Below are 24,376 nucleotides of genomic sequence, written 5' to 3'. Positions count from 1 at the left end.
GGATGTGTGAAACGTATAAGCAACCTCATTGGGGGACGCGGGATGAGCTACAACCAGCCAGGGCCCTACGGGCAGCAGCCCCAGCAGCCGGGACCGTACGGGCAGCAGCCCCCGCCGCCGCCCGGCCCGTACGGCCAGCCCGCCCCCCAGCCCAACCCGTACGGCCAGCCCGCGGCCCCGCAGCCGGGCTACGGCTACCCGCAGCAGCCGGGCGTCCCCCCGCAGGGCTACCCCCAGCAGCCCCCGACACCGGCGTACGGCCACCCGCAGCAGCAGGCCCCGTACGGCGGCCAGCCCCCGAAGAAGTCCAAGGCCGGCGTGATCATCGGCGCGGTCGTCGCGGTCGCGCTGATCGCGGGCGGCGGCTGGTACTTCCTGGGCGGCGGCGGGGGCGGCAACATCTCCGCGGACACCAAGGGCTACAAGCTGGTCGCCCCGGAGTCGGTGGACGACTTCAAGAAGGACCCGAAGTACAAGGAGAAGAGCTTCTCCGACGAGGACCGCAAGGAAGCCGAGGCGGTGGGCATCAAGAACCCCACCAAGGTGGGCATGGTCTACGAGACCGCCAAGGACCCGTCGAACCCGCTGGCCGGCAAACTCCTCAACTTCTCGGGCCTCTACGGCGAGGTGGCAACCCCGGAGAAGGCCGTGGACGACTACTTCGCCACGGCCAAGCTGGAGGCTGCCAAGGAGGACAGCAAGATGTCGGTCGAGCTCATCGGCAGCCCCAAGACGATGAGTCCGGCCAACTTCAAGGGCGCCGTGATGAAGTGCCAGGAAGCCAAGTTCGTCAAGAAGGACACGACGGTCAAGGGACCCAAGGAGTTCACCCTCCCGATCTGCATCTGGGGTGACTTCAGCACCGTGGGCAAGGTGACCTCCATGGAAGTGGCCTCCCTGCTCAGTGGCAAGTCGGGCTACACCCTGGATCAGACCGCGGAACTCGCCGCGAAGCTCTACAACACGTCCCGCGTCAAGAAGTAGCAGGACAGCGGGACACAGCAGGACATGCAGAAGGGGCGCCCCCGATCGGGGCGCCCCTTCTGCGTACTGTCCTGCGGCTACGCCGACTTCTCGTGCGGGCCCTGGTCCTTCGGGACGATCCGGGGGACCAGCGTCGGGTTGACGTTGGAGCGGACCACCTCCGAGGTGATGACCACGCGGGCCACGTCCTTGCGGGACGGGACCTCGTACATCACCGACATCAGGACCTCTTCCATGATGGCGCGCAGGCCGCGCGCGCCCGTCTGGCGGAGGATCGCCTGGTCCGCGATGGCCTCCAGCGCCTCGCGCTCGAAGTCCAGCTCCACACCGTCGAGTTCGAACAGCCGCTGGTACTGCTTGACCAGCGCGTTGCGCGGCTCGATCAGGATCTGGAGCAGGGCCTCACGGTCCAGGTTGTGCACGGAGGTCAGCACGGGGAGGCGGCCGATGAACTCGGGGATCATCCCGAACTTCACCAGGTCCTCCGGCATGACCTCCTGGAACTGGTCGCTGGCCTCGATCTCGCGCTTCGAGCGGATCGTCGCCCCGAAGCCGATGCCCTTGGCGCCCGCACGCGACTCGATGATCTTCTCCAGGCCGGCGAAGGCGCCGCCCACGATGAAGAGCACGTTCGTCGTGTCGATCTGGATGAACTCCTGGTGCGGGTGCTTCCGGCCGCCCTGCGGCGGTACGGAGGCGGTCGTGCCTTCCAGGATCTTCAGGAGGGCCTGCTGCACGCCCTCGCCGCTCACGTCGCGCGTGATCGACGGGTTCTCGCTCTTGCGGGCCACCTTGTCGATCTCGTCGATGTAGATGATCCCGGTCTCGGCCTTCTTGACGTCGTAGTCGGCGGCCTGGATCAGCTTCAGCAGGATGTTCTCGACGTCCTCGCCGACGTACCCGGCCTCCGTCAGCGCCGTCGCGTCGGCGATGGCGAAGGGGACGTTCAGCATGCGGGCGAGGGTCTGCGCGAGCAGCGTCTTGCCCGAGCCCGTGGGGCCCAGCAGCAGGATGTTGGACTTGGCGAGCTCGATCGCGTCGTCCCGGCCCTGCGCGCCGCCGTTCTCGCCGGCCTGCACGCGCTTGTAGTGGTTGTAGACCGCTACGGAGAGCGCCTTCTTCGCCGGCTCCTGGCCGACGACGTAGCTCTCCAGGAACTCGTAGATCTCACGGGGCTTGGGGAGTTCCTCCCACCGGACCTCGGAGGTCTCCGCGAGTTCCTCTTCGATGATCTCGTTGCAGAGGTCGATGCACTCGTCGCAGATGTAAACACCGGGTCCTGCGATGAGCTTCTTCACCTGCTTCTGGCTCTTTCCGCAGAACGAGCACTTGAGCAGATCGCCGCCGTCACCGATGCGTGCCACGAGGTGCTTCCCCTTCGCCTGGGAGACGCCTGGTTCAGCGCTCCTGGTGCCTCATATCCGACGGTACCTTGCCGGGGGCCCCGTGCGGGGCCCCCTTGACGTGGTTCACATCGCCGAATCCGACGATGTGCCCGCGTCAACTGGCGGCAAGGATCAGTGGGAGTTCTTGCGGGTCGAGACGATCTGGTCGATCAGGCCGTACGCGAGGGCGTCCTCGGCCGTCAGGATCTTGTCGCGCTCGATGTCGTCGCGGATCTTCTCGATCGGCGTCGTCGAGTGCTTGGCCAGCATGGTCTCCAGCTGGTCACGCATGCGCAGGATCTCGTTGGCCGCGATCTCCAGGTCGGAGAGCTGCTCGCGGCCGGTGCCACCCGAGGGCTGGTGGATCAGCACGCGGGCGTTCGGCAGGGCCATGCGCTTGCCGGGGGTACCGGCAGCCAGCAGGACCGCGGCGGCAGAGGCCGCCTGGCCCATGCAGACCGTCTGGATGTCCGGCTTCACGAACTGCATCGTGTCGTAGATCGCCGTCAGCGCGGTGAAGGAGCCACCAGGGCTGTTGATGTAGATGGAGATGTCGCGGTCCGGGTCCATCGACTCCAGGCACAGCAGCTGCGCCATGACGTCGTTGGCGGACGCGTCGTCGATCTGCACGCCGAGGAAGATCACGCGCTCCTCGAAGAGCTTCGCGTACGGGTCGTACTCGCGCACGCCCTGCGAGGTGCGCTCGACGAAGCGCGGGATGACGTAGCGGTTGTCCACCTGCGGGCCGGTGTAGAGGCCGCTCGCGGAGAAGTTGTTCTGCATCTGGGTGTTCACCATCCTGGTGGCGTTCTGCGGGCTGTCGGCTGACGGGTACTGACGGTGGAGCCTGGATCAGGCCCCGGTGCCGCCGCCGCCCGGCGCGTTGGACGCGGCCGAGATGATCTCGTCGATGAGGCCGTAGTCCTTGGCCTCCTCGGCGGTGAACCAGCGGTCGCGGTCACCGTCGCGGATGATCGCCTCCACGGTCTGGCCCGAGTGGAACGCGGTGATCTCGGCCATCCGCTGCTTGGTGCGCAGCAGGTACTGGGCCTGGATCTTGATGTCCGACGCGGTGCCGCCGATGCCGGCGGAGCCCTGGTGCATCAGGATGTCGGTGTTCGGCAGGGCGAAGCGCTTGCCCTTGGCGCCACCGGTGAGCAGGAACTGCCCCATCGAGGCGGCCATGCCCATGCCGATGGTGACGACGTCGTTCGGGATGAACTGCATGGTGTCGTAGACGGCCATGCCGGCCGTCACGGAGCCACCGGGGCTGTTGATGTAGAGGTAGATGTCCTTCTCCGGCTCGGCGGCCAGGAGCAGGAGCTGCGCGGTGATCTTGTTGGCGATGTCGTCGTCGACCTGCTGGCCGAGGAAGATGATGCGCTCGCCGAGGAGCCGGTTGTAGACATGGTCGCCGAGGCCGCCACCGATGGACGGCTCACCCGCGGCGTAAGGCTTCAGATTCGTCACGTATCCACCTGCTCGTCTCCGACGGCCATGTGCCGTCTCAGCGTCTCGTTCTGGGGTCCGGTCCGGTCCGGCCGGAGCGGACGGGTCCGCCGGCGCCCGGGTACTCACGTGCCCTCGTATTCATGGACCCTAACGCGCAGGTAGGACAACGCCATCCCGCTTCCTGAACTGTTCGCTCGGAGCGCAAGCTCCCGGGGCCTTACGGGGCCCATACCGAAGGGCCCGGACACGACTGCGTCCGGGCCCTTGGGGCACTGCTCAGTGGGCTTCGCCCGGGGTGTTACTTGGCCTCTTCGGCCTTGACCTCGTCGTCGCCGTCAACGGCGGCCTCGACGGTCTCGGCGGCCTGCTCCTCGTCCTCGTCGGACAGGTCCACGACCTCACCGTTGGTGTCGACGACCTTGGCGGCCTCGACGACGACCGCGAGGGCCTTGCCGCGGGCGACCTCGCCGACCAGCATCGGAACCTGGCCGCCCTCGACCACGGCCTGGGCGAACTGGTCGGGGGACATGCCGGAGGAAGCGGCGCGGCGCATGAGGTGCTCGGTGAGCTCCTCCTGGTTGACGCCCAGCTTCTCCTTGTTGACCAGCGCGTCGAGGACGAACTGGGTCTTGATGCCCTTGATCGCCTGCTCGGAGGTCTCGGCGTCGAACTCCTCGACCGTCTTGCCCTGGAACTCCAGGTACTTCTCGATGGTCAGACCCATCTGGCCGAGCTGGTGGTGCTCCAGGTTGTGCTTGCGGGTCTGGACCTCGTCCGCGAGGAGCTTCTCGGGGATCGGGACCTCGACGAGCTCCAGCAGCTTCTCCAGGACGCGCTCCTGGGCCTGCGTGGCCTGGTCGTACTGCTTCATGTTCTCGAGGCGCTTGCGGCTGTCGGCCTTGAGGTCCTCGATGGTGTCGAACTCGCTCGCGAGCTGCGCGAACTCGTCGTCCAGCGCCGGGAGCTCCTTGGCGGAGACCTTGGTGACCTTGACGGTGACCTCGGCGTCCTTGCCCTCGGCGGAGCCGCCCTTCAGCTGCGAGGTGAAGGTGGCCTCGGCGCCGGCCTCCAGGCCGGTGACGGCCTCGTCGATGCCCTCGAGGAGCTCGCCCGAGCCGATGGTGTAGGAGACGTCGGAGGCGACGCCGTCGGGCAGCACCTCGCCGTCGACCTTGGCCTCGAGGTCGATGGTGACGACGTCACCCTCGGCGGCGGCGCGCTCGACGTCCGTGGTGGACGCGAAGCGGCCGCGCAGCTGCTCGACGGACTTCTCGACGTCCTCGTCGGAGACCTCGATGGCGTCGACCTCGACCTCGATGCCGGAGAAGTCCGGGATCTCGATCTCGGGACGGACGTCGACCTCGGCGGTGAAGGCGAGGACCTCGCCGTCCTTCAGCTCGGTGATGTCCACGTCCGGCTGGCCCAGCGGGTTCAGGTCGGCCTCGTTGACGGCCTCGGTGTAGAACTTCGGGAGCGCGTCGTTGACGGCCTCCTCCAGCACCGCACCGCGGCCGAAGCGCTGGTCGATGACGCGGGCCGGGATCTTGCCCTTGCGGAAGCCCTTCACCGTGACCTGCTGGTTGATCTTCTTGTACGCCGCGTCGAGGCTGTCCTTGAGCTCCTCGAAGGGCACCTCAACAGTGAGCCGAACCCGAGTCGGGTTCAGGGTCTCCACGGCGCTCTTCACGGTTCGGTCTCCTTGTGGCTGACTGCTGGGGATTCTGCCGTCGCGCTGTGATTCAGCGGTTCGGCGGACTTCGGCCCGGTACATCAGACACACGGGCACGCAGCTTGCATAGTAACCGCAAGCGGCAATCTGCCCACAACGCGATCTTGCGGAGACACTGCTGCTGGTCGGGGTGGCCGGATTCGAACCGACGACCTTCCGCTCCCAAAGCGGACGCGCTACCAAGCTGCGCCACACCCCGTCGGTGCGACACGTAGGGTACATGCCCGGAGACACTCTGATGCGCGGGGTTTCCGGAGGCGTTTGGGGCGGACCTCCGCCACGACGCCGAATGTGGTGTGCACCGACCGGGAGCGACCCGCTAGGATGCTGTCCGTGCCGAGGTCCCCGGACCTGCGGCGCGTGCATTGCGGGTGTAGCTCAATGGTAGAGCACTAGTCTTCCAAACTAGCTACGCGGGTTCGATTCCCGTCACCCGCTCAGAAGTACGAAGGGCCAGGTCAGAGGAGGTTTCCTCAACCTGGCCCTCCGTCGTTCCCGGGGCCGTGATCAGCTCCGCGCGGGCGGTGCTGCGGCCGTGCGCGTCATCAACTCCCGTGTGCTGACGCCCGTTGACGCGGTGAGCGTGTTGCCCGTGTGCCGAAGATCATGAAAGTGCATCGACGGGCATCGGGCTGAGGAGCGGGAGCAGCGGTCAACGACGGCTGTCGGAGCGATCCTCCAGGTGTTCGCTGACCCCCGTTTGCGCAGCTCAGGGACCGGATGCTGCGGGCGAGGTCGGTGATCCCCGAGCTCATGGCGCCACGAGCCGGCGCCCGGGATGGGGTGCCGGGCATGTCTAGCGGCCCTCCCAGATGCCCGCAGTGCCATCAGCCGATGAGGAGCCGCGGTCTCGCCCGCTTCCAACGTGAGGACGACGGGTGGCGAACCTGTCGGGCGCTGTGCCGGGCTGCTGCGTCAAGGGCGCTTGCGCCGCCGTAGCGGGGCGCAGCGCTCGCGTTGAGGGAGAGACACGCCGGCCGTCCCAAGATCCTCCCCATGGATGAGCGGCTGCTTTCATCCCGGTCCTTCAGCTGCCGCTCAGTGGCGAAGCCCACGCGGGATCGTGGCGCGATCTCCTCGTCAGGTGGGTGAGCAGATGCTTCGCCGTACTGACGGCGGTCTCTTGCGGCGCTCCCACAGACGTCAGGGCGGTACTGAGCCTTGCCGGCACCGACTCTGACACGTCGGAGTCGGTGAGGAGGGGAAGGAGCAGCAGGAGGCGGGCGGCCGTGTCCTCGACGCCTTCGGCCGTGGAGGACGGGCTGTCGGCGAGGCGGACCAGTTCGTGCCACGTCAGCCCGGTCCCCGAAAGGTCTCCTTCCCGGGTGGCGATCTGCTGGGCGTGGGTCCGGCCCGGACGGGTGAGGAGGTAGTCGGTGCCGTAGTCGCCGACCAAGTTGCGGTAGATCACCACGACTCCGGGACCGTTTTCAGCCGGTACCCGGAACACCGGCCAGCCTTCGGGATCGAAGAGGACCTCGGACAGGGCATCCGTATCGGCGCCGTCATCGCCGAACCACTCCGGAAGGGGACGTTCAGCGCTCGCCCCCTCGCCACACATCTCCATGAGGTAGTTCGACCAGAAGCCCGGGCGGGCCAGCAGTGGCTCGCCCGCAACCAGCGGACCGTCGTCGTATCCCTTGAGCAGCACCCCCGGATGCTGTCACCAACCACTGACACGCCCCAGGCCGCCGGTGAGGGAGGGTCCTTTGACGTGCGGATCGAGGCGGCTCCCTGGTGACCACGCTGGCGGTGGGGGCGATCTCGGCGCAGTGCAGAGGAGGTTCACCACCGCCCTGCCGGCCGCAGCACTCGCCTTCCACGACGTCGTGCTCGTCCCCGCCGGCAAGGGCCGCCGGAGCGGCCTTGGATACCGCGTCGTCGCCGGCCAGCAGCCGCATCAGCTCATGCCGTTCCCCCCTCCCCCCACCCCCTCTTCACCCGCGCCGAGCAGCGGGCTCGGTGCACGGCCTAGTCCGCACCGCCGCCACCCCCTCCACAGCTGAAGCCGCCGTCCGCGGCATGATGATCGGACTCGTTGTCGAGGGCTTTGCCCATGCGGCGCAGGGTGCGTCCGAGGCCGTCGGGGCCGGTGTCGACGAGCAGTCCGTACCGGACGGGGCCCGGGTCGAGGCGTGCCGGGCCTTCCAGTACGTACGGGGGAAGGCTTCCCTCCGCTGCTGCGGCCGCCAGGCGGCGGCGCCCCGCCCGGGTGGTCCGTCGTCGCCAGTTGCGCACGAGGCCGAGGAGGACGAGCCGGCGGGCGAGTTCGTCGACCTCGTCGCAGTGCTCGAGCGCCTCGAACACCTCCTGGACGCGCTTGCTCCGCGGGCAGGCGGCGATCACCGCGCGTTCGACCGGATGCTGCGGAAGTTCTGCCCCGATGGTGCGTAGCCGGGCGGCCCGCAGGGACAGCGTCCCGCGCTCGACGAGCGAGATGATCGCGCTCTCCACGACCCGCCGCTCGCCACCGGCGAGGTAGGCGTACTCGTACGGATCGAGTGCCTCTCCCCCGCTGCCCGCTCCCGTCTGGTGGTGCTCCCTTGCCATACCGTCTCCCCCTTCTGGACCCCTGTGCCGCATGGTGTCCCGGGGTTGGCGGCTCTGGCCCGCCTTCAGCCGTACTCAGAGCTTCTCCTGAGCTTTTGCGGCCTCGGGGGCTGCCTGCAGGGCCGCAGTACGGTGTCGTTCAGGGGAGGGTGTGCGCCTGGCGTGTTCCGGCGGAGGGGGCCGGGAGGGACGCGGAACGGGCGATGTTCTTCGCCGCCCCCTGCCGGGCCGCTGAGCGTGACTTCCACAACGCGGCCGTGGAGGGTCTGGAGCGGTCCCGGGACGGCGCCTGACGACGCCGTGCGCGGGGGTTCAGAGCTTGATGTTCGCGATCATCGTCGCGAGGGAGTTCAAGAAACGATTCACGTCGTCCGCGATCGAGCTGGACGCGAGGAAGAAGCCGAAGAGCGCCGCGACGATGGCGGGGCCCGTCTTGATGTGGTTGCCGCGGATCAGCACCACCAGGATGACCGCCAACAGAACCACCACTGACAGCGAAATGGCCACTACTGATCACACCTTCGGTCGTCCCCTGGTCGGCCCGGGGCGCACGGCCAGGCACACCCCCACATGGACCATCCTCCCACCAACGGGCCCCGGCTATACGCCCCGTGCCGAACAGCCGTGGTTCCGTTTCCGCCAACCACATGTGCGACAGGATTATTTCGGGCGCGGGGCACGGGTCACGGGGTGGTGAGACCGAGGAGGGAACGGATATTCGCATACTTTGCGGACAGCCTCTCGCGCGTGGGACCGTCCAGCACGGAGAGGCGTACGGGGTCCGCGTTGTGCGCGAGGTCGGCCTCCTTGACGAGCAGGGCGCCCGGGGTGGCCAGGATGCGGGCCGCGTACTGCTCGACCGGTTCGCCCGGGCGTTTGGTGACCGCGAGGACCATGTCCTTCACCGCCTGCGGGAGGGCCGCGGCATCCAGCCAGGTGAGGCTGAGGGCCTCGTCCTCGATGGCGTCGTGGAGCCAGGCCGCCGCCTGCTGTTCGGCGTTGCCGCCGCGCAGCCGCACGCCCTCGGCCACGGCCGCGAGGTGTTCGGCGTACGGCCGGCCGGCCTTGTCGGTCTGGCCCTCGTGCGCGCTGCGCGCCAGGGACTCGACCTCGATCAGAGTGAGGGGGCTGTTGGTCATGCGATCTCCCTTGCCGCTGCGCCGAGGGCCGCCGCTGCCCGGCGTACGTCCGCTTGCGTGGTACGCCAGTTGGAGAACGCGGCGCGCAGGGCGGCGGTTCCCCCGTAGACGGTGGGAGTGACGAACACCTCGGCGGCCACCGCCTCGCGCAGGGCGGTGAGGCGCTCCGGGGTGGGGGCCTCGGCGAGGGTGAAGCAGACGACGTTCAGGCGGACCGGGGCGAGGAGGGTGAAGGCTGGGTCCGCCTCCAGGGCGGCGCCCAGCTCGCGGGCGCAGGCGATGTCGCGTTCGACGATCTCCCGGTGGCCCTGGCGGCCGTACGCGCGGAGCGTGAACCAGGCGGCGAGGGCGCGCAGCCGGTGGGAGTTCTCGGGGGTGAGGTGGACGAGGTCGGGGTGTTCGCCGAGGGGGCCGAGGTAGGCGGCGGAGTTCTGGAAGACGCGGGCTTGCAAGTCGCGCCGGCGGGTGAACTGGACGGCGCTGTCGTAGGGGACGTTGAGCCATTTGTGCAGGTCGACGCAGACGGAGTCGGAGGCGTCGAGGCCGTCGGCGAGGTGCGCGTGCTCCGGGGAGAGGGCGGCGAAGGCCCCGAACGCGGCGTCGGTGTGCAGCCAGAAGTCGTGGCGCTCGCGCAGGGTTTCGATCGCCCGGAGGTCGTCGAAGTCGACGGTGTTGACGGTGCCCGCGTTGGCGACGACCACGGCCGGTCCGGGGGTGTCGGCCAACGCCCGCTCCAGGGCGGCGGGGTCGACGGCCTCGCGGCCGGGCAGGGTGGGCACCCGGACCAGGGAGTTGCGGCCGAGGCCCAGGACCGAGAGGGCCTTGGCGATCGAGGAGTGCGGGGCGCCGGAGAGCACGCGGACCGGGCCGAGGGCGGCCGCGCCGTCCTCGGCCGGGGACACGCCGAGGCGTTCGCCGAGCCATTCGCGGGCGATGGCGAGGCCGGTGGTGTTGGACATGGTGGCGCCGGAGACGAAGGTGCCGGAGTGGGCGGCCGTCAGGCCGAAGAGGTCGCGGAGCCAGCCGACGGTCTCGCGTTCGAGGTCCTGTCCGCCGCCGTCGAGGGCGGAGTTGGAGTTCTGGTCGTGGACGGCGGTGAGCCAGTCCCCGGCGAGGGCGGCGGGGGTGGCGCCTCCCGTGACGAAGCCGAGGTAGCGCGGTCCCGCGGAGGCCGACAGCCGCGGCTCCCAGCGGTCGCGGAAGGCGGCGAGCGCGGCGTCCGTGCCGGTGGCGTGCTCCGGGAGGGGCTCGGGGTCGTGCGGCTTTCCGGCGGGCGGTACGACGGGACGCGCGTCCAGGGTGGCGAGCGCGTCGGCGGCGGCGCCGCGGGTGGCGTCGAGGAGTTCGGGGAGCCGGGCGAGGTCGGCGGCGAGCGTGCGGTCCATGGGGGCACGTTAGGCGCGGCCGGGGCCGAGGGGGCGGGCCAATCCACGGGAACTGGCCCGCGTGGCGTCGTAGGCTCGCCGGATGATCGCGAAACGGTGGATGGGGCGAGGGATACCGGGCCTGGTCACGGCGGGGGCGCTGGCGGGGGTGCTGGCAGGGGCGGCCGGATGCTCTACGCCACCGGCCCCGAGGGCGGCTCCGGGGCCGACCGCGGTGAGCGTGCCGGCGAAGCCCGCGCCCGTCCGGAGTGCGCCCTCGGCGCCGCCGGGCACCGTGGAACCCTGCCCCGAGGGCGGGGTCCGGCTCGTCGAGATGGAGGGCAACGCGGCCATGGGGCTGCGGGTGGCGGACTTCCAGCTGGTCAACTGCGGTACGCAGCCGTACGTACTGGAGGGCTACCCGCAGCTGTCGCTGCGCGACGACCGCAACGATCCGCTGGAGGTCGCGGTGGAGCACGGGTCGGCGGGGATCACCACGGGCACGCCGAACCTGGACGAGGCGCCGCGCCCGGTGACGCTGGCCCCGGGACAGGCGGCGGTCTTCGGGATCGTGTGGCGCAACCTCGTCACCGAGTCGGCGACGCCGGCCGTGACGGCGCGGATCGTGGAGGTCGAGCCCCGGCCCGGCGCCCCCCGGCTGTGGCTGCGGCTCGCCGCACCGGTGGACCTCGGGAACACCGGGAAGCTCGGGCTCGGGCCGTGGCAGCCGCTGGCCCGCTGAGCCTCAGGCGGCGGCGACGGCAGGGGCGGCGACACCACCGGCGGCGGCCGGAACGCGGCGGGCGGTGAGTGCGGTCATCCGGGCCGCGACGATCGCCGCGGAGCTGCGCGGCAGCCGGTCCGCGATCAGGCCGTCGGCGAGGAAGAGCACCTGGTCGGCGTGGGCGGCGGCGGCCGGGTCGTGGGTGACCATGACGACGGTGGCGCGCAGGGAGTCGACGGCGTCCCGGAGCAGCCCGAGGACCTCCGCCGCGGTGGTGGTGTCGAGCGCGCCGGTGGGTTCGTCGGCGAAGACCACGTCGGGCCGGGTGACGAGGGCCCGGGCGATGGCGACGCGCTGTTGCTGGCCGCCGGACAGCTCGGCCGGGCGGCGGCCGCCCTTGCCCTCCAGGCCGACGCGGGCGAGCAGCTCGGCGGCGCGGGCCCGGCCCTCGTGCGCGCGGCGGCCGCCGGCGAGCCGCATCGGGAGCAGTACGTTCTGCTCGACGGTGAGGGACGGCAGCAGGTTGAACGCCTGGAAGACGAAGCCGAGGCGGCTGCGGCGGAGTTCGGTGAGCTCGTTCTCGTTCATCGCGGTGATCTCGGTTCCGCCGAGCCGGACGGATCCCTCGGTGGGCAGGTCGAGTCCGGCGGCGCACTGCAAGAAGGTCGATTTGCCGGAGCCGGAGGGTCCCATGACGGCGGTGAAGCTGCCGCGCGGCAGGCTGAGGTCGATCCCGCGCAGCGCGTGCACGGCGGAACCCCCGCGTCCGTAGGCCCGCCGTACGCCGCGCAGCTCGACGGCGGCCGTGCTGTCGTACGGCTCCTGTGCGGCCTGCCCGTCCTGCCCGTCCTGCCCGTCCTGCCCGTCCTGCTCGTGCTGCTCGTGCTGCTCGTGCTGCCGCTTGCTCCGTCGGAGCCCCATGGTGTGCCGCCTCTCGCCGCCGCCCTGATCGTGGCTCCGACGCTACGGATCACGGTGGGCCGGCGGCCATGACGCCGCCCGGCGGACCGTTGGTGGGGCAAACCCCACCCCGTGGTCAGGCGGAGCGACGGATGAGCAGCAGCGCGCGGTCGTCGTTGACGTCCTTGGCGACCTTCTCGATCAGGTGCCAGGCCGCGCCGTCCCATCCGGCGGCGACGTAGCGGTCGGCCTCGCCGGTGAGGCGGTCGATGCCCTCGCTGATCTCCCGGTCGGAGGTCTCGACGAGGCCGTCGGTGAAGAGCATCAGGACGTCGCCGGGGCGCAGGTTGCCGCGGGCGGGGATGAATTCGGCGCCGTCGTAGACGCCGAGGAGCGGGCCCTCGCCGGACTTCTCCTGCCAGCGGCCGGTACCCGCCGAGAGCTGGAGGGCGGGGAGGTGGCCGGCCGAGAGGAGCTCGTAGTCGCCGGTCTCCAGGTCCAGGACGAGGTGGATGGAGGTGGCGAAGCCCTCGTCCCAGTCCTGGCGGAGCAGGTAGCCGTTGGCGGCGGGCAGGAAGCCGTGGGCGGGCAGCGCGCCGAGCAGTCCGCCGAAGGCGCCGGAGAGCAGCAGGGCCCGGGAGCCGGCCTCCATGCCCTTGCCGGAGACGTCGGTCAGGACGATCTCCAGGGTCCGGCCGCCGTTGGTGCGGGCCGCGACCACGAAGTCGCCGGAGAAGGACTGGCCGCCGGCCGGGCGCAGGGCCATCTCGCGGTGCCAGCCGCGCGGCAGGGCGGGCAGTTTGCTCTGCACCCGGATGCGTTCGCGCAGGTCGAAGAGCATGGTGCCGCCGCGCCGCCAGGGCACGCCGACGCGGCTGCGGAACTGGGCGATGACGAGGCCGAAGAACCCGCAGGCCGCGACCACCAGCACGGTGCCGGGGGTGACTCTGGCCGGACCCTGGGTGTAGGGGCCGAGCACGAGGGCCTCGACGATCAGTGCGGTCGCGGAGGCGGCGTACAGGGCGAGGAGGCTGGCGGGGCGCAGCAGGAGGCCGCCGGCCACGATCGGCAGGACGAGCGCCGACGGCGAGAACCAGACGGGCAGCATCAGCGTGCCGCAGGCGATGGCGGGAATGGTGAGCAGGAGGCCGCCGAAGGCGAGCCAGTCGGAGGCGTCGCCGCGGAAGTAGTCGACGGCTGATTTGCGCAGGGCTGTGCGGCCCCGGTGCGACAGCATGCGCATCCGGGCCATGAGGGATTCCACGCGTGCTCCGGCCATTGCTTCGGGACCTTATCCATCCTGGCTGTGGATGCGCAGGGGTACCCCAGGACCGGGGGTCCGAGGGCGCCCGAAAAAAGGTCGACTGGACCGTAATGCCCTGATAGGGATGGCCACATGACTCTGGAGATGCGCGTAATACAGGCTGATGAGTGGGATGTCTGGTACGACCACCTGGAACTGGCGTTCGGCGGTGTGCCGGATTCTCCCGAGGAGCGGGACCTGTGGAAGTCGCTGACGGACACCGATCGCTCGCTCGGCGTCTGGGACGGTGACGCGTGCGTCGGCTCGGCCGGCGCCTTCACCTTCCGGCTGTCCGTACCGGGCGGGGCGACGGTCCCGGCGGCCGGTGTCACGGCGGTGGGCGTCTCCCCCACCCATCGCCGGCGCGGAGTGCTCACCTCTTTGATGCGGCGCCAGCTCGACGACATCCGGGCGGGCGGCGAACCGCTCGCCGTGCTGACGGCCTCGGATCCGGCGATCTACGGGCGCTTCGGTTACGGCCCGGCCACCTACGCCCTGGCGCTGGAGGTCGACACGACCCGCGTACGGCTGTCCGTGCCGGAGGGGACGGACGCGGTACGGCTGCGGCTCGTGGACCCGCAGCAGGCGCTGGCCGACTGCGAGCGGGTCTACGCGGCGCTGGCCCCCACCCGGCCGGGCATGCTCGCCCGGCAGCCGGGCTGGGAGGCGCTGCCGGTACTGGACGCGCCCTCGGCGCGCGGCGGCGCGTCGGCGCTGAAGTGCGTGGTCGCCGAGCGGGAGGACGGCGAGGTGGTCGGGTACGCCCGCTACCGGGTCAAGCCGGACTGGGACCAGACGGGTTCGGACGGCAAGGTCGAGGTGAACGACCTCGACGCGCTGGACCCGGCGGCGTGCGCGGCCCTGTGGCGCTACTTGTTCTCGATCGACCTGACCTGGACGGTACGGGCGCCGCGGCGGCCGGTGGACGATCCGCTCCTGCACATGGTGAGCGACGTCCGGCGGTCGCGGCCGCGCACGCGGGACGCGCTGCACGTACGGCTGGTGGATCTGGCGGCGGCGCTGGAGGCGCGGACGTACGGGGCGCCGGCGGACGTGGTCATGTCGGTGGCGGACCACTTCTGCCCCTGGAACGAGGGGCGGTGGCGGCTGGTCGTGGACGCCAAGGGCGCGGCCCGCTGCACCCGCACCGCGGAGCCGGCGGACCTGGAGTTGTCGGTCCGGGAGCTGGGATCGGCGTACCTGGGCGGAATCACCCTCACCTCGCTGGCCGCGGCCGGCCTGGTGCGCGAGCTGCGCCCGGGCGCCCTGACGGAGGCCTCGCGCGCCTTCTCCGGGGACGTGGCGCCCTGGCTGCCGCACGGCTTCTAGCGACGCGGCGACCGCGACCGCGCCGCGTCAGAGCCGCGCCGCGTCAGAGCCTCGCCGCGTCGGAGCGACCGCGACCGCGTCAGCGGGGCTGGCAGCCGGGGCACCAGAAGAGGTTGCGGGCGGCGAGGTCGGCGGTGCGGATCTCGCCGCCGCAGATGTGGCAGGGCATGTTCGCCCGCCGGTAGACGTACACCTCGCCGCCGTGGTCGTCGACGCGCGGCGGCCGGCCCATGGCCTCGGGCAGGTGCTCGTCGCGGACGGTGTCGATGCGGTTGTTGCGCACGCCCTCGCGCATCAGCGCGACCAGGTCGGCCCACATGGCGTCCCACTCGCCGCGGGTGAGGTCCTTGCCCGGGCGGTACGGGTCGATGCCGTGCCGGAAGAGGACCTCGGCGCGGTAGACGTTGCCGATGCCGGCGACGATCTTCTGGTCCATGAGCAGGGCGGCGACGGTGGTGCGGGAGCGGGAGATCCGGGCCCAGGCGCGGTCGGGGTCGTCGTCGGCGCGCAGCGGGTCCGGGCCGAGGCGGGCGCTTATCGCGGCCTTCTCCTCGTCGGTGATCCACGCGCAGGTGGTCGGGCCGCGTAGGTCGGAGTAGTACGCGTCGTTGGCCAGTCGCAGCCGGACGGTGTCAGTGGCCGGCGGGGCGGGCGCGGCGCCGATCGCGTACTTGCCGAAGAGTCCGAGGTGGATGTGGATCCACCCGTTCTCCTTGAAGCCGAGGAAGAGGTGCTTGCCGTGGGCGTCGACGCCGTCCAGGATCCGGCCGTCGAGCAGGGCCGCGCTCTCGGCGAACCGCCCCTGGGGGCTGCTGACGGCCACCTCCCATCCGGCGAACCGGGTCAGGTGGTCCTGGGCGAGGCGGTGGATCGTATGCCCCTCGGGCACGGCGGAGCTCCTCGGAAAGAGAAACCGGCCGCACCGCCCCGGGAGGGGGCGGCACGGCCGGAAGCGGGATCAGCCCTGCTGCGGGTGGTGGGCCGGGATCGGGGGGAGCTCGCCGGTGGTCTCGTAGGCGGAGAGCATGTCGATGCGGCGGGTGTGGCGCTCCTCGTCGGAGTACGGGGTCGCCAGGAAGGCCTCGATGAAGCTGACGGCCTCGTCCTGCGTGTGCATCCGGCCGCCGACGGAGATGACGTTGGCGTTGTTGTGCTCACGGCCGAGCTGGGCGGTCTGGACGCTCCAGGCCAGGATGGCGCGGACGCCCTTGACCTTGTTGGCGGCGATCTGCTCGCCGTTGCCGGAGCCGCCGATCACGATGCCGAGGCTGCCGGCGTCGGCGGCGGTCTTCTCCGCTGCGCGGAGGCAGAACGGCGGGTAGTCGTCCACCGCGTCGTAGATGTGGGGCCCACAGTCGACGGGCTCGTGGCCGTTGTTCTTGAGCCAGTCCACCAGGTGGTTCTTGAGCTCAAAGCCGGCATGGTCGGATCCGAGGTACACGCGCATGGGTCGAGTGTGGCACGAGGAGGCCCGACAGCCCGCAGCGGGTGTCGCGTAAGTCACTTCTAAAGCTCAAGTAAACCCAAAGAACGCAGATGGGACAGGGCGGCGGCGCGTCCTGGACGTTCACACCAAGGCAACGATCCGGATTGGGGTCTTCCGTCTCGCGTTCATCTCAGGTTTGAATGCCGGGGCTCGCAACCCGAGAACCTAAGGATCCGTCCATGAGCTCCACGACGACCCTTCAGAAGGAAGGCGGCCCCATCGGCAACCCCGGTGACGGCCAGCCCTCCGACGGTCTGAAGGCCGGTCTCAAGAACCGCCACCTGTCCATGATCGCCATCGGCGGCGTCATCGGCGCCGGCCTCTTCGTCGGTTCCGGCGGCGGCATCGCCAAGGCCGGCCCTGCCATCCTGATCTCCTACGCGCTGGTCGGCGCGATGGTGGTCTTCGTGATGCGGATGCTCGGCGAGATGGCCGCTGCCAGCCCGAACTCGGGCTCCTTCTCGGCCTACGCCGACCGCGCCCTCGGCCGCTGGGCGGGCTTCTCCATCGGCTGGCTCTACTGGTTCTTCTGGGTCGTCGTGCTCGCCGTGGAGGCCACCGCCGGCGCCGCCATCCTGGAGAGCTGGATCCCGGCCGTCCCGCAGTGGGCCTGGGCGCTCATCGTGATGGCGGTGCTGACCGCCACCAACCTCGGCTCGGTCGCCTCCTACGGTGAGTTCGAGTTCTGGTTCGCGGGCATCAAGGTCGTCGCCATCGGCGCGTTCGTGATCGTCGGCATGCTCGCCGTCTTCGGCGTCCTGCCCGGCTCCGACAACCCGGGCGCGGGCTTCGCGCACCTCACCGACGCCGGCGGGTTCTTCCCCAACGGCTACGGCGCCGTCCTCACCGGTGTGCTGATGGTCGTCTTCTCCTTCATGGGCAGCGAGATCGTCACCCTGGCGGCCGGCGAGTCGGAGGACCCCCGCAAGGCGGTCACCCGGGCCACCAACTCCGTCATCTGGCGGATCGGCGTCTTCTACCTGGGCTCGATCTTCATCGTGCTGACCCTGCTCCCGTGGAACGACAAGTCGATCACCGAGAAGGGCTCGTACGTCGCCGCCCTGGACTCGATCGGCATCGCGCACGCCGGCACGATCATGGAGGTCATCGTCCTGACCGCCGTGCTGTCCTGCCTGAACTCGGGCCTCTACACCGCCTCCCGCATGGCCTTCTCGCTCGGTGAGCGCGGCGACGCCCCCAAGGCGTTCGCCAAGGTCAACAAGAACGGTGTGCCGGTCGCCGCGATCCTGGGCTCCACGGTCTTCGGCTTCGTCGCCGTCTACTTCAACTACGCCTTCAAGGACACGGTCTTCAACTTCCTCCTCAACTCCTCGGGTGCCATCGCGCTCTTCGTCTGGCTGGTGATCTGCTTCACCCAGCTGAAGATGCGCGGGATCCTGGTCCGCGAGGCCCCGGAGAAGCTGACCGTGAAGATGTGGCTGTTCCCGTGGCTGACCTGGGCCACCGCCGCACTGATCATGTTCGTGATCGGCTACATGTTCGTGGACGACGCCAACCGCGAGGTCGTCACGCTGTCCACCCTGGTCGCCGGTGTGGTCGTGCTGGTCGGTGTGGTCCTGGACGTCCGCCGCAAGAAGGCCCTGCAGGGCTGATCGCACGTGCACGTACGCCGGAGCCCGGCCCGCCTCGTGGAGGCGGGCCGGGCTCCGGTGCGTAGCGGGGGCGGCTCAGCCGCGGCGGCCGACCAGCTTCCAGGCGGCCGGCAGGGCGCCCATGGCCAGCGCGGCCTTGAGGGCGTCGCCGATCAGGAACGGGACCACGCCCTTCGCGACGGCCACGCCGAGGGACATCCCGGTGGCGGCCATCAGGTACGGCACGCCCACCGCGTAGATCACGGCCGAACCCAGCACCATCAGGCCGGCCGTGCGCAGCACCGAGCGGTCGCCGCCGCGCCGCGCGAGGGCGCCGACGACGGTGGCGGCGAGCAGCATGCCGAGCACGTAGCCGAAGGAAGCCCCGCCCGCGCCGGAGGTCCCGCCCGCGAACCACGGCACGCCGGCCATGCCGACGAGGGCGTACAGGGCCAGCGCGAGGAAGCCGCGGCGGGCGCCGAACGCGGTACCGACGAGCAGCGCGGCGAAGGTCTGGCCGGTGACGGGGACCGGGGAGCCGGGAACGGGAACCGCGATCTGGGCGGCCAGCCCCGTGAGCGCGGCGCCGCCGACGACGAGCGCGATGTCGCGGACGCGGCTCGCGGGCAGCAGGTCGGCGAGGACGGCGCCGGGCCGGAGGGAGACGGAGGCAGTGCTCATCGGGAGGCTCCACGGGGTGGGGGTGGCAGGACGATCACCGACGCTAGTGCGCGCTCCGCCGCCGCCCCACCGCCGCCCGGGACAAAGCCGCACTCCCCGCTTTGGTGGGGACTTCACAAACTCAACGCCCCACACCCGAGTCGGCGTGATCCTCGTCACGAGGAACATCAGACAGCACGTCCGTTTTGCACGGAAGACCGCCGCTCAGCGAGACTGTAGGATCCCGCCAATCTGACGCGGGGCTCCCACCGCCACTGGGCCCGAACGAGAGTACGAGCACCCTTCATGCGTGAGCGCCTGGAAGAAGCACCTCCCCCCACGGGCGACCTGCCTGCGGAACCCCTCAGCCACAGCCTCAAGCAGCGCCACCTGACCATGCTGGGCCTCGGCGGCGTCATCGGCGCCGGGCTCTTCGTCGGCTCCGGCGCCGGCATCGGCATCGCCGGTCCCGCGATCATCTGCTCCTATCTGCTCGCGGGCCTGCTCGCGATGCTGGTGATGCGGGCGCTGGGCGAGATGTCGGCCGCGATGCCCGCCTCGGGCTCGTTCTCCGTCTACGCGGAGCGGGCGCTCGGGCGCTGGGCCGGCTTCTCGGCGGGCTGGCTGTACTGGTTCCTGCTGGTGGTGGTGCTGGCCGTGGAGGCCACCGGCGCGGCCAAGATCGCGAACGGCTGGGTGCCCTCGGTCGACCAGTGGGTCTGGGTGCTGCTGTTCATGGTGGTCTTCACCGTGAGCAACCTGGCGGCCGTGAAGAACTTCGGCGAGTTCGAGTTCTGGTTCGCCGCGCTCAAGGTCGGCGCGATCGTGCTCTTCCTGGTCCTCGGCACCCTCGCGGTCTTCGGACTGCTCCCGGACACGGAACCGGTCGGCACGGCCAACCTCACCGGCCAGGGCGGTTTCTTCCCCGAGGGCTTCGGCGGCGTGGTCGCGGGCATGCTCGCCGTCATCTTCGCCTTCGGCGGCCTGGAGGTCGTCACCATCGCCGCCGCCGAGTCGGACGACCCGGCGCGGTCGGTGTCCCGGGCGGTGCGCAGCGCGGTGTGGCGCATCCTCTTCTTCTACGTCGGCTCGATGGTGGTCATCGTGACCCTGCTGCCGTGGAACTCGCTGAAGCCGGGCGAGAGCCCGTACGTCGCCGTCCTCGACTCCATCGGCATCCCGGGAGCCGGCCAGATCATGAACATCGTGGTGTTCGTGGCCCTGCTGTCGGCGCTGAACGCGAACCTGTACGGGTCCTCGCGCATGGTCTTCTCACTGGCCGAACGCCGTGAGGCGCCGCAGGCACTGCTGAAGGTCTCCGGCGGCGGGGTGCCGCGCCGGGCGGTGTTCGCCTCGGTGGCCTTCGGCTTCGTGTCCGTGGTGCTCAACCTGCTGTGGCCGGACACGATCTTCCTCTACATGCTCAACGCGGTCGGCGCGGTGCTGCTGTTCGTGTGGGCGCTGATCGCCGTCTCGCAGCTGAAGCTGCGCCGCCGGATCGAGCGGGACATGCCCGAGCGGCTGACCCTGCCGATGTGGCTCTTCCCGTACGCGACCTGGGCGGCGCTGCTCGGAATGGCGGCGGTGCTGGTCCTGATGCTGTTCGACGATTCCGCGCGGCCCCAGTTGCTGTGGTCCTCGGGTGCGGCCGCGCTGGTGCTCGCCGTGGCGGGCATCCGGGAGCTGCGGGCCCGCAGGGCCTGACGCCCAGCCGGACGAACAGGACCCCCGTGCCGCCGGCGCGGGGGTCCTGTCGTTCTCAGGTGCGCAGGTAGGAGGCCCCGTTGACGTCGAGGACCGTGCCCGAGCTCCAGGCCGCCGCGGGCGAGGCCAGGTAGAGCACGGCGGAGGCGATCTCTTCCGGGGCCGCGACGCGGCCGAAGGGGCTCTGCGCCCGGATGCCGGCGCCCTCGGGCCCCTCCAGCCGGCCGGCGACCCGCTCGGTGGCGACGAAGCCGGGCGCCACGGAGGCGACGGCGATGCCGTGCGGGGCGAGGGACACGGCGAGGGACTGGCCCAGGGCGTGGACCGCGGCCTTGGTCGCGCCGTAGGCGGGGTGGTCGGGTTCGCCCCGGAAGGCGCCGCGCGAGCCGACGTTGACGATGCGTCCCTCGCGTCCCGCTGCGATCATGCGGCGCGCGACGCAGTGGCTCAGGTTGGCGGAGCCGAAGAGGTTCACGTCGACGGTCCGCCGCCAGGCCTGCTGCCAGTCCTCGTAGGAGGTCTCGGGCAGCGGGTGGGCCAGCATCACGGCGGCGTTGTTGACCAGGACGTCCACCCCGCCGAGCGCCTCGTCCGCCGCGGCCGCCAGGGCCTCGACACCGGCGGGGTCGGCGAGGTCGGCGGCAACCAGTACGTGTCCCTCGCCCTCCAGCGAGGCGAGGGTCTCCTCCGCGTCGGCCCGCCGGGCCGAGCAGTGCACGGCGACCCGGTCGCCCTGCCGGGCGAAGGCGGTCGCGATCGCCCGGCCGATGCCCCGTGAGGCTCCGGTGACGAGTACGCCCCGGCCGGTGCCGGGCAGCGCGGTCACGGTCCGGTCCATCGATGGCTCCCTCGGGTCGGGTGTCTGCGGCTTCGGCACGAGCGTACGGGGATGATCACGAACCGTGAGCCGGAAGTCCGAATATCGGACTGGAAACGTCCGGTGATCGGACGCTCGGCAGACTGGCGCACCTCACCACGTCCCCCCGCACAACCGGACAGGCACACCCCAATGAGCCAGAGCACCCTGACACCCCCCGAAGCACCGCAGACCGGCGCCGGTTCACCCCTCGGCAACGGACTCAAGCAGCGCCACCTCTCGATGATCGCCCTCGGCGGTGTCATCGGCGCCGGACTCTTCGTCGGCTCCGGCGCCGGCATCGCCGCCGCAGGTCCCTCGATCGTGCTCGCGTACGCCGCGTCCGGGCTGCTCGTGATGTTCGTGATGCGGATGCTCGGCGAGATGTCCGCCGCCAACCCCGCCTCGGGCTCCTTCTCCGTGCACGCCGAGCGGGCGATCGGGCCCTGGGCCGGATTCACCGCCGGCTGGATGTTCTGGATCCTGCTCTGCGTGGGCGTGGCCATCGAGGCCATCGGCGCGGCGCACATCATGACCGGCTGGTTCCCGGGCACCCCCTCCTGGATGTGGGTGCTGGTCTTCATGGCCGTGTTCTGCGGCTCCAACCTCGCCGCCGTCTCGAACTTCGGCGAGTTCGAGTTCTGGTTCGCCGCCCTCAAGATCGGCGCGATCGCGCTCTTCCTGGGCCTGGGCGTGCTGGCCGTGCTCGGCCTGCTGCCCGGCACCGACTCCCCCGGCTCCACCAACCTGCTGCACGACGGCGGCCTTCTGCCCCACGGTGTGGACGGCCTGCTGGTCGGACTGCTGGCCTCCGTCGTCGCGTACGGCGGGCTGGAGACGGTGACCATCGCGGCCGCCGAGTCCGAGGACCCGGTCAAGGGCGTGGCCACGGCCGTGCGGACCACCATGTGGCGGATCGCGATCGTCTACGTGGGCTCCATGCTGGTCATCGTCACCCTCCTGCCGTGGAACGACCCGGCCGTCACGGCGGACGGCCCCTACGCCGCGACCTTGGACCGCCTGGGCATCCCGGCCGCCGGCGAGATCATGAACGTGGTCATCCTGATCGCCCTGATGTCCGCGATGAACGCCAACATCTACGGTTCCTCGCGCATGGCCTACTCCCTCGTCTCCCGCGGCCAGGGCCCGAAGGCGCTGGGCAAGGTCAGCGGCGGGGTGCCGCGCCGGGCGGTCCTCGCCTCCTGCGGCTTCGGCTTCGTCACCGTGCTGCTGTCCTACTGGTACCCGGACACCCTGTTCGCCTGGCTGCTGAACATGGTGGGCGGGGTCATCCTGATCGTCTGGGGCTTCATCGCCGTCTCGCAGTTCGTGCTGCGCCGCCGGCTGGAACGCGAGGCCCCCGAAAAGCTGGTCGTGAAGATGTGGGGCTTCCCGTACCTGACCTGGGTGGCGCTGGCCGGGGTGGCCGGGGTCCTGGTGCTGATGGCCCTGGGCGAGGACACGCGCGTCCAGGTGGTCTTCACCGGCGGGCTCACCGTCGCCCTCGCGGCGACCGGCTGGGCCGTGCAGCGCCGGGCGGCCACCGCCCGCTGACAGTCCCTCAACCGCAGGTGGGCCCCGTGCGAACGCACGGGGCCCACCCGTGTTTTACAGAGGTAACCCTTACGTGTGGGGTGGAATAGATGCTGCTAGCGTGCAGTTGCGCATTAATTGCAATAAGCGATTGGCACGCTGAGGGGACCGGATAACACGCATGGCCATCTACACGCTTCCTGAGCTTCCGTACGACTACGCGGCGCTGGAGCCGGTGATCAACCCGCAGATCATCGAGCTGCACCACGACAAGCACCACGCGGCCTACGTCACGGGCGCCAACAACACGCTGGAGCAGCTGGCGGAGGCGCGCGACAAGGAGAACTGGGGCGCCCTCAACGGCCTGGAGAAGAACCTCGCGTTCCACCTCTCCGGCCACATCCTGCACAGCATCTACTGGCACAACATGGCCAGCCCGAAGACCGGCGAGGGCGGCGGCGAGCCCACCGCGGCCGACGGCCTGGGCGACCTGGCCGACGCGATCACCGAGTCCTTCGGCTCCTTCGCGAAGTTCAAGAAGCAGCTGACCTTCGCGTCCTCCGCCACCCAGGGCTCCGGCTGGGGCGTGCTCGCGTACGAGCCCGTCAGCGGCCGCCTGGTCGTCGAGCAGGTCTACGACCACCAGGGCAACGTGGGCGTCGCGAGCACGCCGATCCTGGTCTTCGACGCCTGGGAGCACGCCTTCTACCTTCAGTACAAGAACCAGAAGGTGGACTTCATCGAGGCGATGTGGAACGTCGTCAACTGGCAGGACGTGTCCAAGCGCTACGCCGACGCCAAGGCGAACACCCCGCTGCTGATCCCCGCCAAGGGCTGACCGCAGCACCACGAACCCGTCCGCCTCGTGATCGTCTTCTCAACCTTCACCGGCGGGCGTGTCGAACGGAAGACCCCCGTGAGGACGTGACTCACGGGGGTCTTCTGTGTGGTGTGCCCGCCGGGCCTACTCGAAGGACGGGCCCTTGGTGCGGGTGCGCTTGATCTCGTAGAAGCCCGGGGTCGAGGCGACGAGCAGGGTGCCGTCCCAGAGCCGGGCGGCCGCGTCGCCGCGCGGGGTCGGGGTGACGACCGGACCGAAGAAGGCCACGTCGCCCTCGGCACCCGGCACGGAGATCACCGGAGTGCCGACCTCCTGGCCCACCCGGTCGATCCCGTCGTTGTGCGAGGCCCGCAGCACCTCGTCGTACTCGTCCGAGTCGGCGTACGCGAGCAACTCGGCCGGCAGGCCGACCTCGGCCAGCGCCTCGGCGAGCACCTCGCGGGTCGGGCCCTTCTCATCGTTGTGGATGCGGGTGCCGAGCGCGGTGTAGAGCTTGCCGGTGACTTCCTCACCGTGCTTCTGCTGGGCCGCTATCACCACGCGCACCGGAGCCCAGCCCTTGGGGCCGAGCAGCTCGCGGTAGGTCTCGGGCAGCTCGTCGAGCTTGTTCTCGTTGAGCACCGCGAGGCTCATCACGTGCCAGCGGACCTCGACGTCGCGGACCTTCTCGACCTCGACCATCCAGCGGGACGTCATCCAGGCCCAAGGGCAGAGCGGGTCGAACCAGAAGTCGACCGGGGTCTTCTCGCGCACCTGGGTGTCGGTCATGTCTCTCCTCAGTCTTGGCGTGGGTCGGTCGCACCAGGGCATCACTGGGCTCACGTTCCCCGTCACCAACGAGTACC

The 24,376-nt window shown here is 70.4% G+C and carries 23 protein-coding genes and 2 tRNA genes; 8 read left to right on the top strand and 17 right to left on the bottom strand.

The genetic code is table 11. The features are described 5' to 3' along the window. Positions 1–42 precede the first annotated feature (42 nt). Positions 43–984, top strand: a complete 942-nt coding sequence (locus OG386_RS28250; RefSeq protein ID WP_328790440.1) for a hypothetical protein — start codon at positions 43–45, stop codon at positions 982–984. A gap of 77 nt (positions 985–1,061) precedes the next feature. Here OG386_RS28250 and clpX read toward each other — a convergent pair whose 3' ends face one another. The 5 genes from clpX to OG386_RS28225 all read right to left on the bottom strand — a co-directional run bounded on the left by clpX (position 1,062) and on the right by OG386_RS28225 (position 5,749). Continuing rightward, a complete protein-coding gene (clpX, locus tag OG386_RS28245) occupies positions 1,062–2,348 on the bottom strand; it encodes an ATP-dependent Clp protease ATP-binding subunit ClpX (RefSeq protein WP_030008569.1) in 1,287 nt (428 codons plus the stop codon). 153 nt (positions 2,349–2,501) lie between these two features. Next, positions 2,502–3,167 (bottom strand): ATP-dependent Clp protease proteolytic subunit, encoded by a 666-nt coding sequence (locus OG386_RS28240; RefSeq protein ID WP_150257432.1) that lies wholly within the window; start codon positions 3,165–3,167, stop codon positions 2,502–2,504. A 54-nt stretch (positions 3,168–3,221) separates the two neighbouring features. Next, positions 3,222–3,839 (bottom strand): ATP-dependent Clp protease proteolytic subunit, encoded by a 618-nt coding sequence (locus OG386_RS28235; RefSeq protein WP_030008567.1) that lies wholly within the window; start codon positions 3,837–3,839, stop codon positions 3,222–3,224. A gap of 280 nt (positions 3,840–4,119) precedes the next feature. Further along, positions 4,120–5,508: a trigger factor gene (tig, locus tag OG386_RS28230; protein WP_328790439.1), complete on the bottom strand. Its 1,389-nt coding sequence runs from the start codon at positions 5,506–5,508 to the stop codon at positions 4,120–4,122. A gap of 164 nt (positions 5,509–5,672) precedes the next feature. Next, a tRNA-Pro gene (locus OG386_RS28225) sits at positions 5,673–5,749 on the bottom strand. Positions 5,750–5,917: 168 nt separating this feature from the next. Here OG386_RS28225 and OG386_RS28220 point away from each other — a divergent pair. Beyond that, positions 5,918–5,988: transfer RNA gene (locus OG386_RS28220), tRNA-Gly, on the top strand. A 589-nt stretch (positions 5,989–6,577) separates the two neighbouring features. Here the strand turns inward: OG386_RS28220 and OG386_RS28215 are convergent. The 5 genes from OG386_RS28215 to OG386_RS28195 form a co-directional block, all read right to left on the bottom strand. Beyond that, entirely contained in the window at positions 6,578–7,201 is a 624-nt protein-coding gene (locus OG386_RS28215) for a hypothetical protein (RefSeq protein WP_328790438.1), read from the bottom strand. Between the two features lie 320 nt (positions 7,202–7,521). Next, a complete protein-coding gene (locus OG386_RS28210; RefSeq protein ID WP_328790437.1) occupies positions 7,522–8,100 on the bottom strand; it encodes a TIGR04222 domain-containing membrane protein in 579 nt (192 codons plus the stop codon). A gap of 312 nt (positions 8,101–8,412) precedes the next feature. Continuing rightward, positions 8,413–8,607 carry a membrane protein gene (locus OG386_RS28205; protein ID WP_030008564.1) on the bottom strand — a complete coding sequence of 65 codons (195 nt, stop codon included), beginning with the start codon at positions 8,605–8,607 and terminating at the stop codon, positions 8,413–8,415. Between the two features lie 176 nt (positions 8,608–8,783). After that, positions 8,784–9,239, bottom strand: a complete 456-nt coding sequence (locus tag OG386_RS28200; RefSeq protein WP_328790436.1) for an HD domain-containing protein — start codon at positions 9,237–9,239, stop codon at positions 8,784–8,786. Then, positions 9,236–10,624, bottom strand: a complete 1,389-nt coding sequence (locus tag OG386_RS28195) for a pyridoxal phosphate-dependent decarboxylase family protein (RefSeq protein ID WP_328790435.1) — start codon at positions 10,622–10,624, stop codon at positions 9,236–9,238. Before OG386_RS28195 ends, OG386_RS28200 begins: the two co-directional genes overlap by 4 nt. Before the next feature lie 82 nt (positions 10,625–10,706). Between OG386_RS28195 and OG386_RS28190 the strand changes: the two genes are divergently transcribed. Beyond that, positions 10,707–11,345, top strand: coding sequence for a DUF4232 domain-containing protein (locus OG386_RS28190; RefSeq protein ID WP_328790434.1), 639 nt, complete (start codon positions 10,707–10,709; stop codon positions 11,343–11,345). A 3-nt stretch (positions 11,346–11,348) separates the two neighbouring features. Here the strand turns inward: OG386_RS28190 and OG386_RS28185 are convergent, their stop codons facing one another. Further along, positions 11,349–12,248 carry an ABC transporter ATP-binding protein gene (locus OG386_RS28185; protein ID WP_328790433.1) on the bottom strand — a complete coding sequence of 300 codons (900 nt, stop codon included), beginning with the start codon at positions 12,246–12,248 and terminating at the stop codon, positions 11,349–11,351. Between the two features lie 115 nt (positions 12,249–12,363). Next, positions 12,364–13,506, bottom strand: coding sequence for a PP2C family protein-serine/threonine phosphatase (locus OG386_RS28180; RefSeq protein WP_328790432.1), 1,143 nt, complete (start codon positions 13,504–13,506; stop codon positions 12,364–12,366). A 117-nt stretch (positions 13,507–13,623) separates the two neighbouring features. Here OG386_RS28180 and OG386_RS28175 point away from each other — a divergent pair, with 117 nt between their 5' ends. Next, positions 13,624–14,859 carry a GNAT family N-acetyltransferase gene (locus tag OG386_RS28175; protein WP_328790431.1) on the top strand — a complete coding sequence of 412 codons (1,236 nt, stop codon included), beginning with the start codon at positions 13,624–13,626 and terminating at the stop codon, positions 14,857–14,859. A gap of 79 nt (positions 14,860–14,938) precedes the next feature. On the opposite strand, the gene OG386_RS28170 is transcribed toward OG386_RS28175, so the two are convergent. After that, the gene (locus OG386_RS28170) at positions 14,939–15,748 is read right to left on the bottom strand and encodes an Fpg/Nei family DNA glycosylase (RefSeq protein WP_328790430.1); all 810 of its coding nucleotides are present in this window, start codon (positions 15,746–15,748) and stop codon (positions 14,939–14,941) included. A gap of 69 nt (positions 15,749–15,817) precedes the next feature. Continuing rightward, entirely contained in the window at positions 15,818–16,306 is a 489-nt protein-coding gene (locus OG386_RS28165; RefSeq protein ID WP_266596470.1) for a ribose-5-phosphate isomerase, read from the bottom strand. A 218-nt stretch (positions 16,307–16,524) separates the two neighbouring features. On the opposite strand from OG386_RS28165, the gene OG386_RS28160 reads away from it, so the two are divergent. Further along, positions 16,525–17,958: an amino acid permease gene (locus OG386_RS28160; protein WP_328790429.1), complete on the top strand. Its 1,434-nt coding sequence runs from the start codon at positions 16,525–16,527 to the stop codon at positions 17,956–17,958. A 75-nt stretch (positions 17,959–18,033) separates the two neighbouring features. On the opposite strand, the gene OG386_RS28155 is transcribed toward OG386_RS28160, so the two are convergent. After that, positions 18,034–18,618, bottom strand: coding sequence for a biotin transporter BioY (locus tag OG386_RS28155; RefSeq protein WP_266596466.1), 585 nt, complete (start codon positions 18,616–18,618; stop codon positions 18,034–18,036). Positions 18,619–18,903: 285 nt separating this feature from the next. On the opposite strand from OG386_RS28155, the gene OG386_RS28150 reads away from it, so the two are divergent. Continuing rightward, positions 18,904–20,301 (top strand): amino acid permease, encoded by a 1,398-nt coding sequence (locus OG386_RS28150; protein ID WP_328790428.1) that lies wholly within the window; start codon positions 18,904–18,906, stop codon positions 20,299–20,301. Between the two features lie 55 nt (positions 20,302–20,356). On the opposite strand, the gene OG386_RS28145 is transcribed toward OG386_RS28150, so the two are convergent. Further along, a complete protein-coding gene (locus OG386_RS28145) occupies positions 20,357–21,139 on the bottom strand; it encodes an SDR family NAD(P)-dependent oxidoreductase (protein ID WP_328790427.1) in 783 nt (260 codons plus the stop codon). 171 nt (positions 21,140–21,310) lie between these two features. Here OG386_RS28145 and OG386_RS28140 point away from each other — a divergent pair, with 171 nt between their 5' ends. After that, complete coding sequence (locus tag OG386_RS28140) at positions 21,311–22,711, top strand: amino acid permease (protein ID WP_328790426.1); 1,401 nt, start codon at positions 21,311–21,313, stop codon at positions 22,709–22,711. Between the two features lie 160 nt (positions 22,712–22,871). Then, positions 22,872–23,528: a superoxide dismutase gene (locus OG386_RS28135; RefSeq protein ID WP_030016698.1), complete on the top strand. Its 657-nt coding sequence runs from the start codon at positions 22,872–22,874 to the stop codon at positions 23,526–23,528. A 126-nt stretch (positions 23,529–23,654) separates the two neighbouring features. Here the strand turns inward: OG386_RS28135 and OG386_RS28130 are convergent, their stop codons facing one another. Next, on the bottom strand, positions 23,655–24,299 hold the full coding sequence (locus OG386_RS28130; protein ID WP_328790425.1) for a mycothiol-dependent nitroreductase Rv2466c family protein: 645 nt from the start codon (positions 24,297–24,299) through the stop codon (positions 23,655–23,657). Between the last annotated feature and the right edge of the window lie 77 nt (positions 24,300–24,376).

This window comes from Streptomyces sp. NBC_00273 (genome assembly GCF_036178145.1).
GTDB lineage: Bacteria > Actinomycetota > Actinomycetes > Streptomycetales > Streptomycetaceae > Streptomyces.
The sequence above is the reverse complement of the archived record's forward strand: the minus strand, read 5'-3'. Positions and strand labels throughout refer to the sequence as shown.

Bases quoted from the DNA above. Each gene is read 5' to 3' on its own strand.
- OG386_RS28250 (WP_328790440.1), top strand. From the start codon at position 43: ATGAGCTACAACCAGCCAGGGCCCTACGGGCAGCAGCCCCAGCAGCCG.
- OG386_RS28240 (WP_150257432.1), bottom strand. From the start codon at position 3,167: ATGGTGAACACCCAGATGCAGAACAACTTCTCCGCGAGCGGCCTCTAC.
- OG386_RS28210 (WP_328790437.1), bottom strand. From the start codon at position 8,100: ATGGCAAGGGAGCACCACCAGACGGGAGCGGGCAGCGGGGGAGAGGCA.
- OG386_RS28200 (WP_328790436.1), bottom strand. From the start codon at position 9,239: ATGACCAACAGCCCCCTCACTCTGATCGAGGTCGAGTCCCTGGCGCGC.
- OG386_RS28195 (WP_328790435.1), bottom strand. From the start codon at position 10,624: ATGGACCGCACGCTCGCCGCCGACCTCGCCCGGCTCCCCGAACTCCTC.
- OG386_RS28190 (WP_328790434.1), top strand. From the start codon at position 10,707: ATGATCGCGAAACGGTGGATGGGGCGAGGGATACCGGGCCTGGTCACG.
- OG386_RS28185 (WP_328790433.1), bottom strand. From the start codon at position 12,248: ATGGGGCTCCGACGGAGCAAGCGGCAGCACGAGCAGCACGAGCAGCAC.
- OG386_RS28180 (WP_328790432.1), bottom strand. From the start codon at position 13,506: ATGGCCGGAGCACGCGTGGAATCCCTCATGGCCCGGATGCGCATGCTG.
- OG386_RS28175 (WP_328790431.1), top strand. From the start codon at position 13,624: ATGACTCTGGAGATGCGCGTAATACAGGCTGATGAGTGGGATGTCTGG.
- OG386_RS28165 (WP_266596470.1), bottom strand. From the start codon at position 16,306: ATGCGCGTGTACCTCGGATCCGACCATGCCGGCTTTGAGCTCAAGAAC.
- OG386_RS28160 (WP_328790429.1), top strand. From the start codon at position 16,525: ATGAGCTCCACGACGACCCTTCAGAAGGAAGGCGGCCCCATCGGCAAC.
- OG386_RS28155 (WP_266596466.1), bottom strand. From the start codon at position 18,618: ATGAGCACTGCCTCCGTCTCCCTCCGGCCCGGCGCCGTCCTCGCCGAC.
- OG386_RS28150 (WP_328790428.1), top strand. From the start codon at position 18,904: ATGCGTGAGCGCCTGGAAGAAGCACCTCCCCCCACGGGCGACCTGCCT.
- OG386_RS28145 (WP_328790427.1), bottom strand. From the start codon at position 21,139: ATGGACCGGACCGTGACCGCGCTGCCCGGCACCGGCCGGGGCGTACTC.
- OG386_RS28140 (WP_328790426.1), top strand. From the start codon at position 21,311: ATGAGCCAGAGCACCCTGACACCCCCCGAAGCACCGCAGACCGGCGCC.
- OG386_RS28135 (WP_030016698.1), top strand. From the start codon at position 22,872: ATGGCCATCTACACGCTTCCTGAGCTTCCGTACGACTACGCGGCGCTG.
- OG386_RS28130 (WP_328790425.1), bottom strand. From the start codon at position 24,299: ATGACCGACACCCAGGTGCGCGAGAAGACCCCGGTCGACTTCTGGTTC.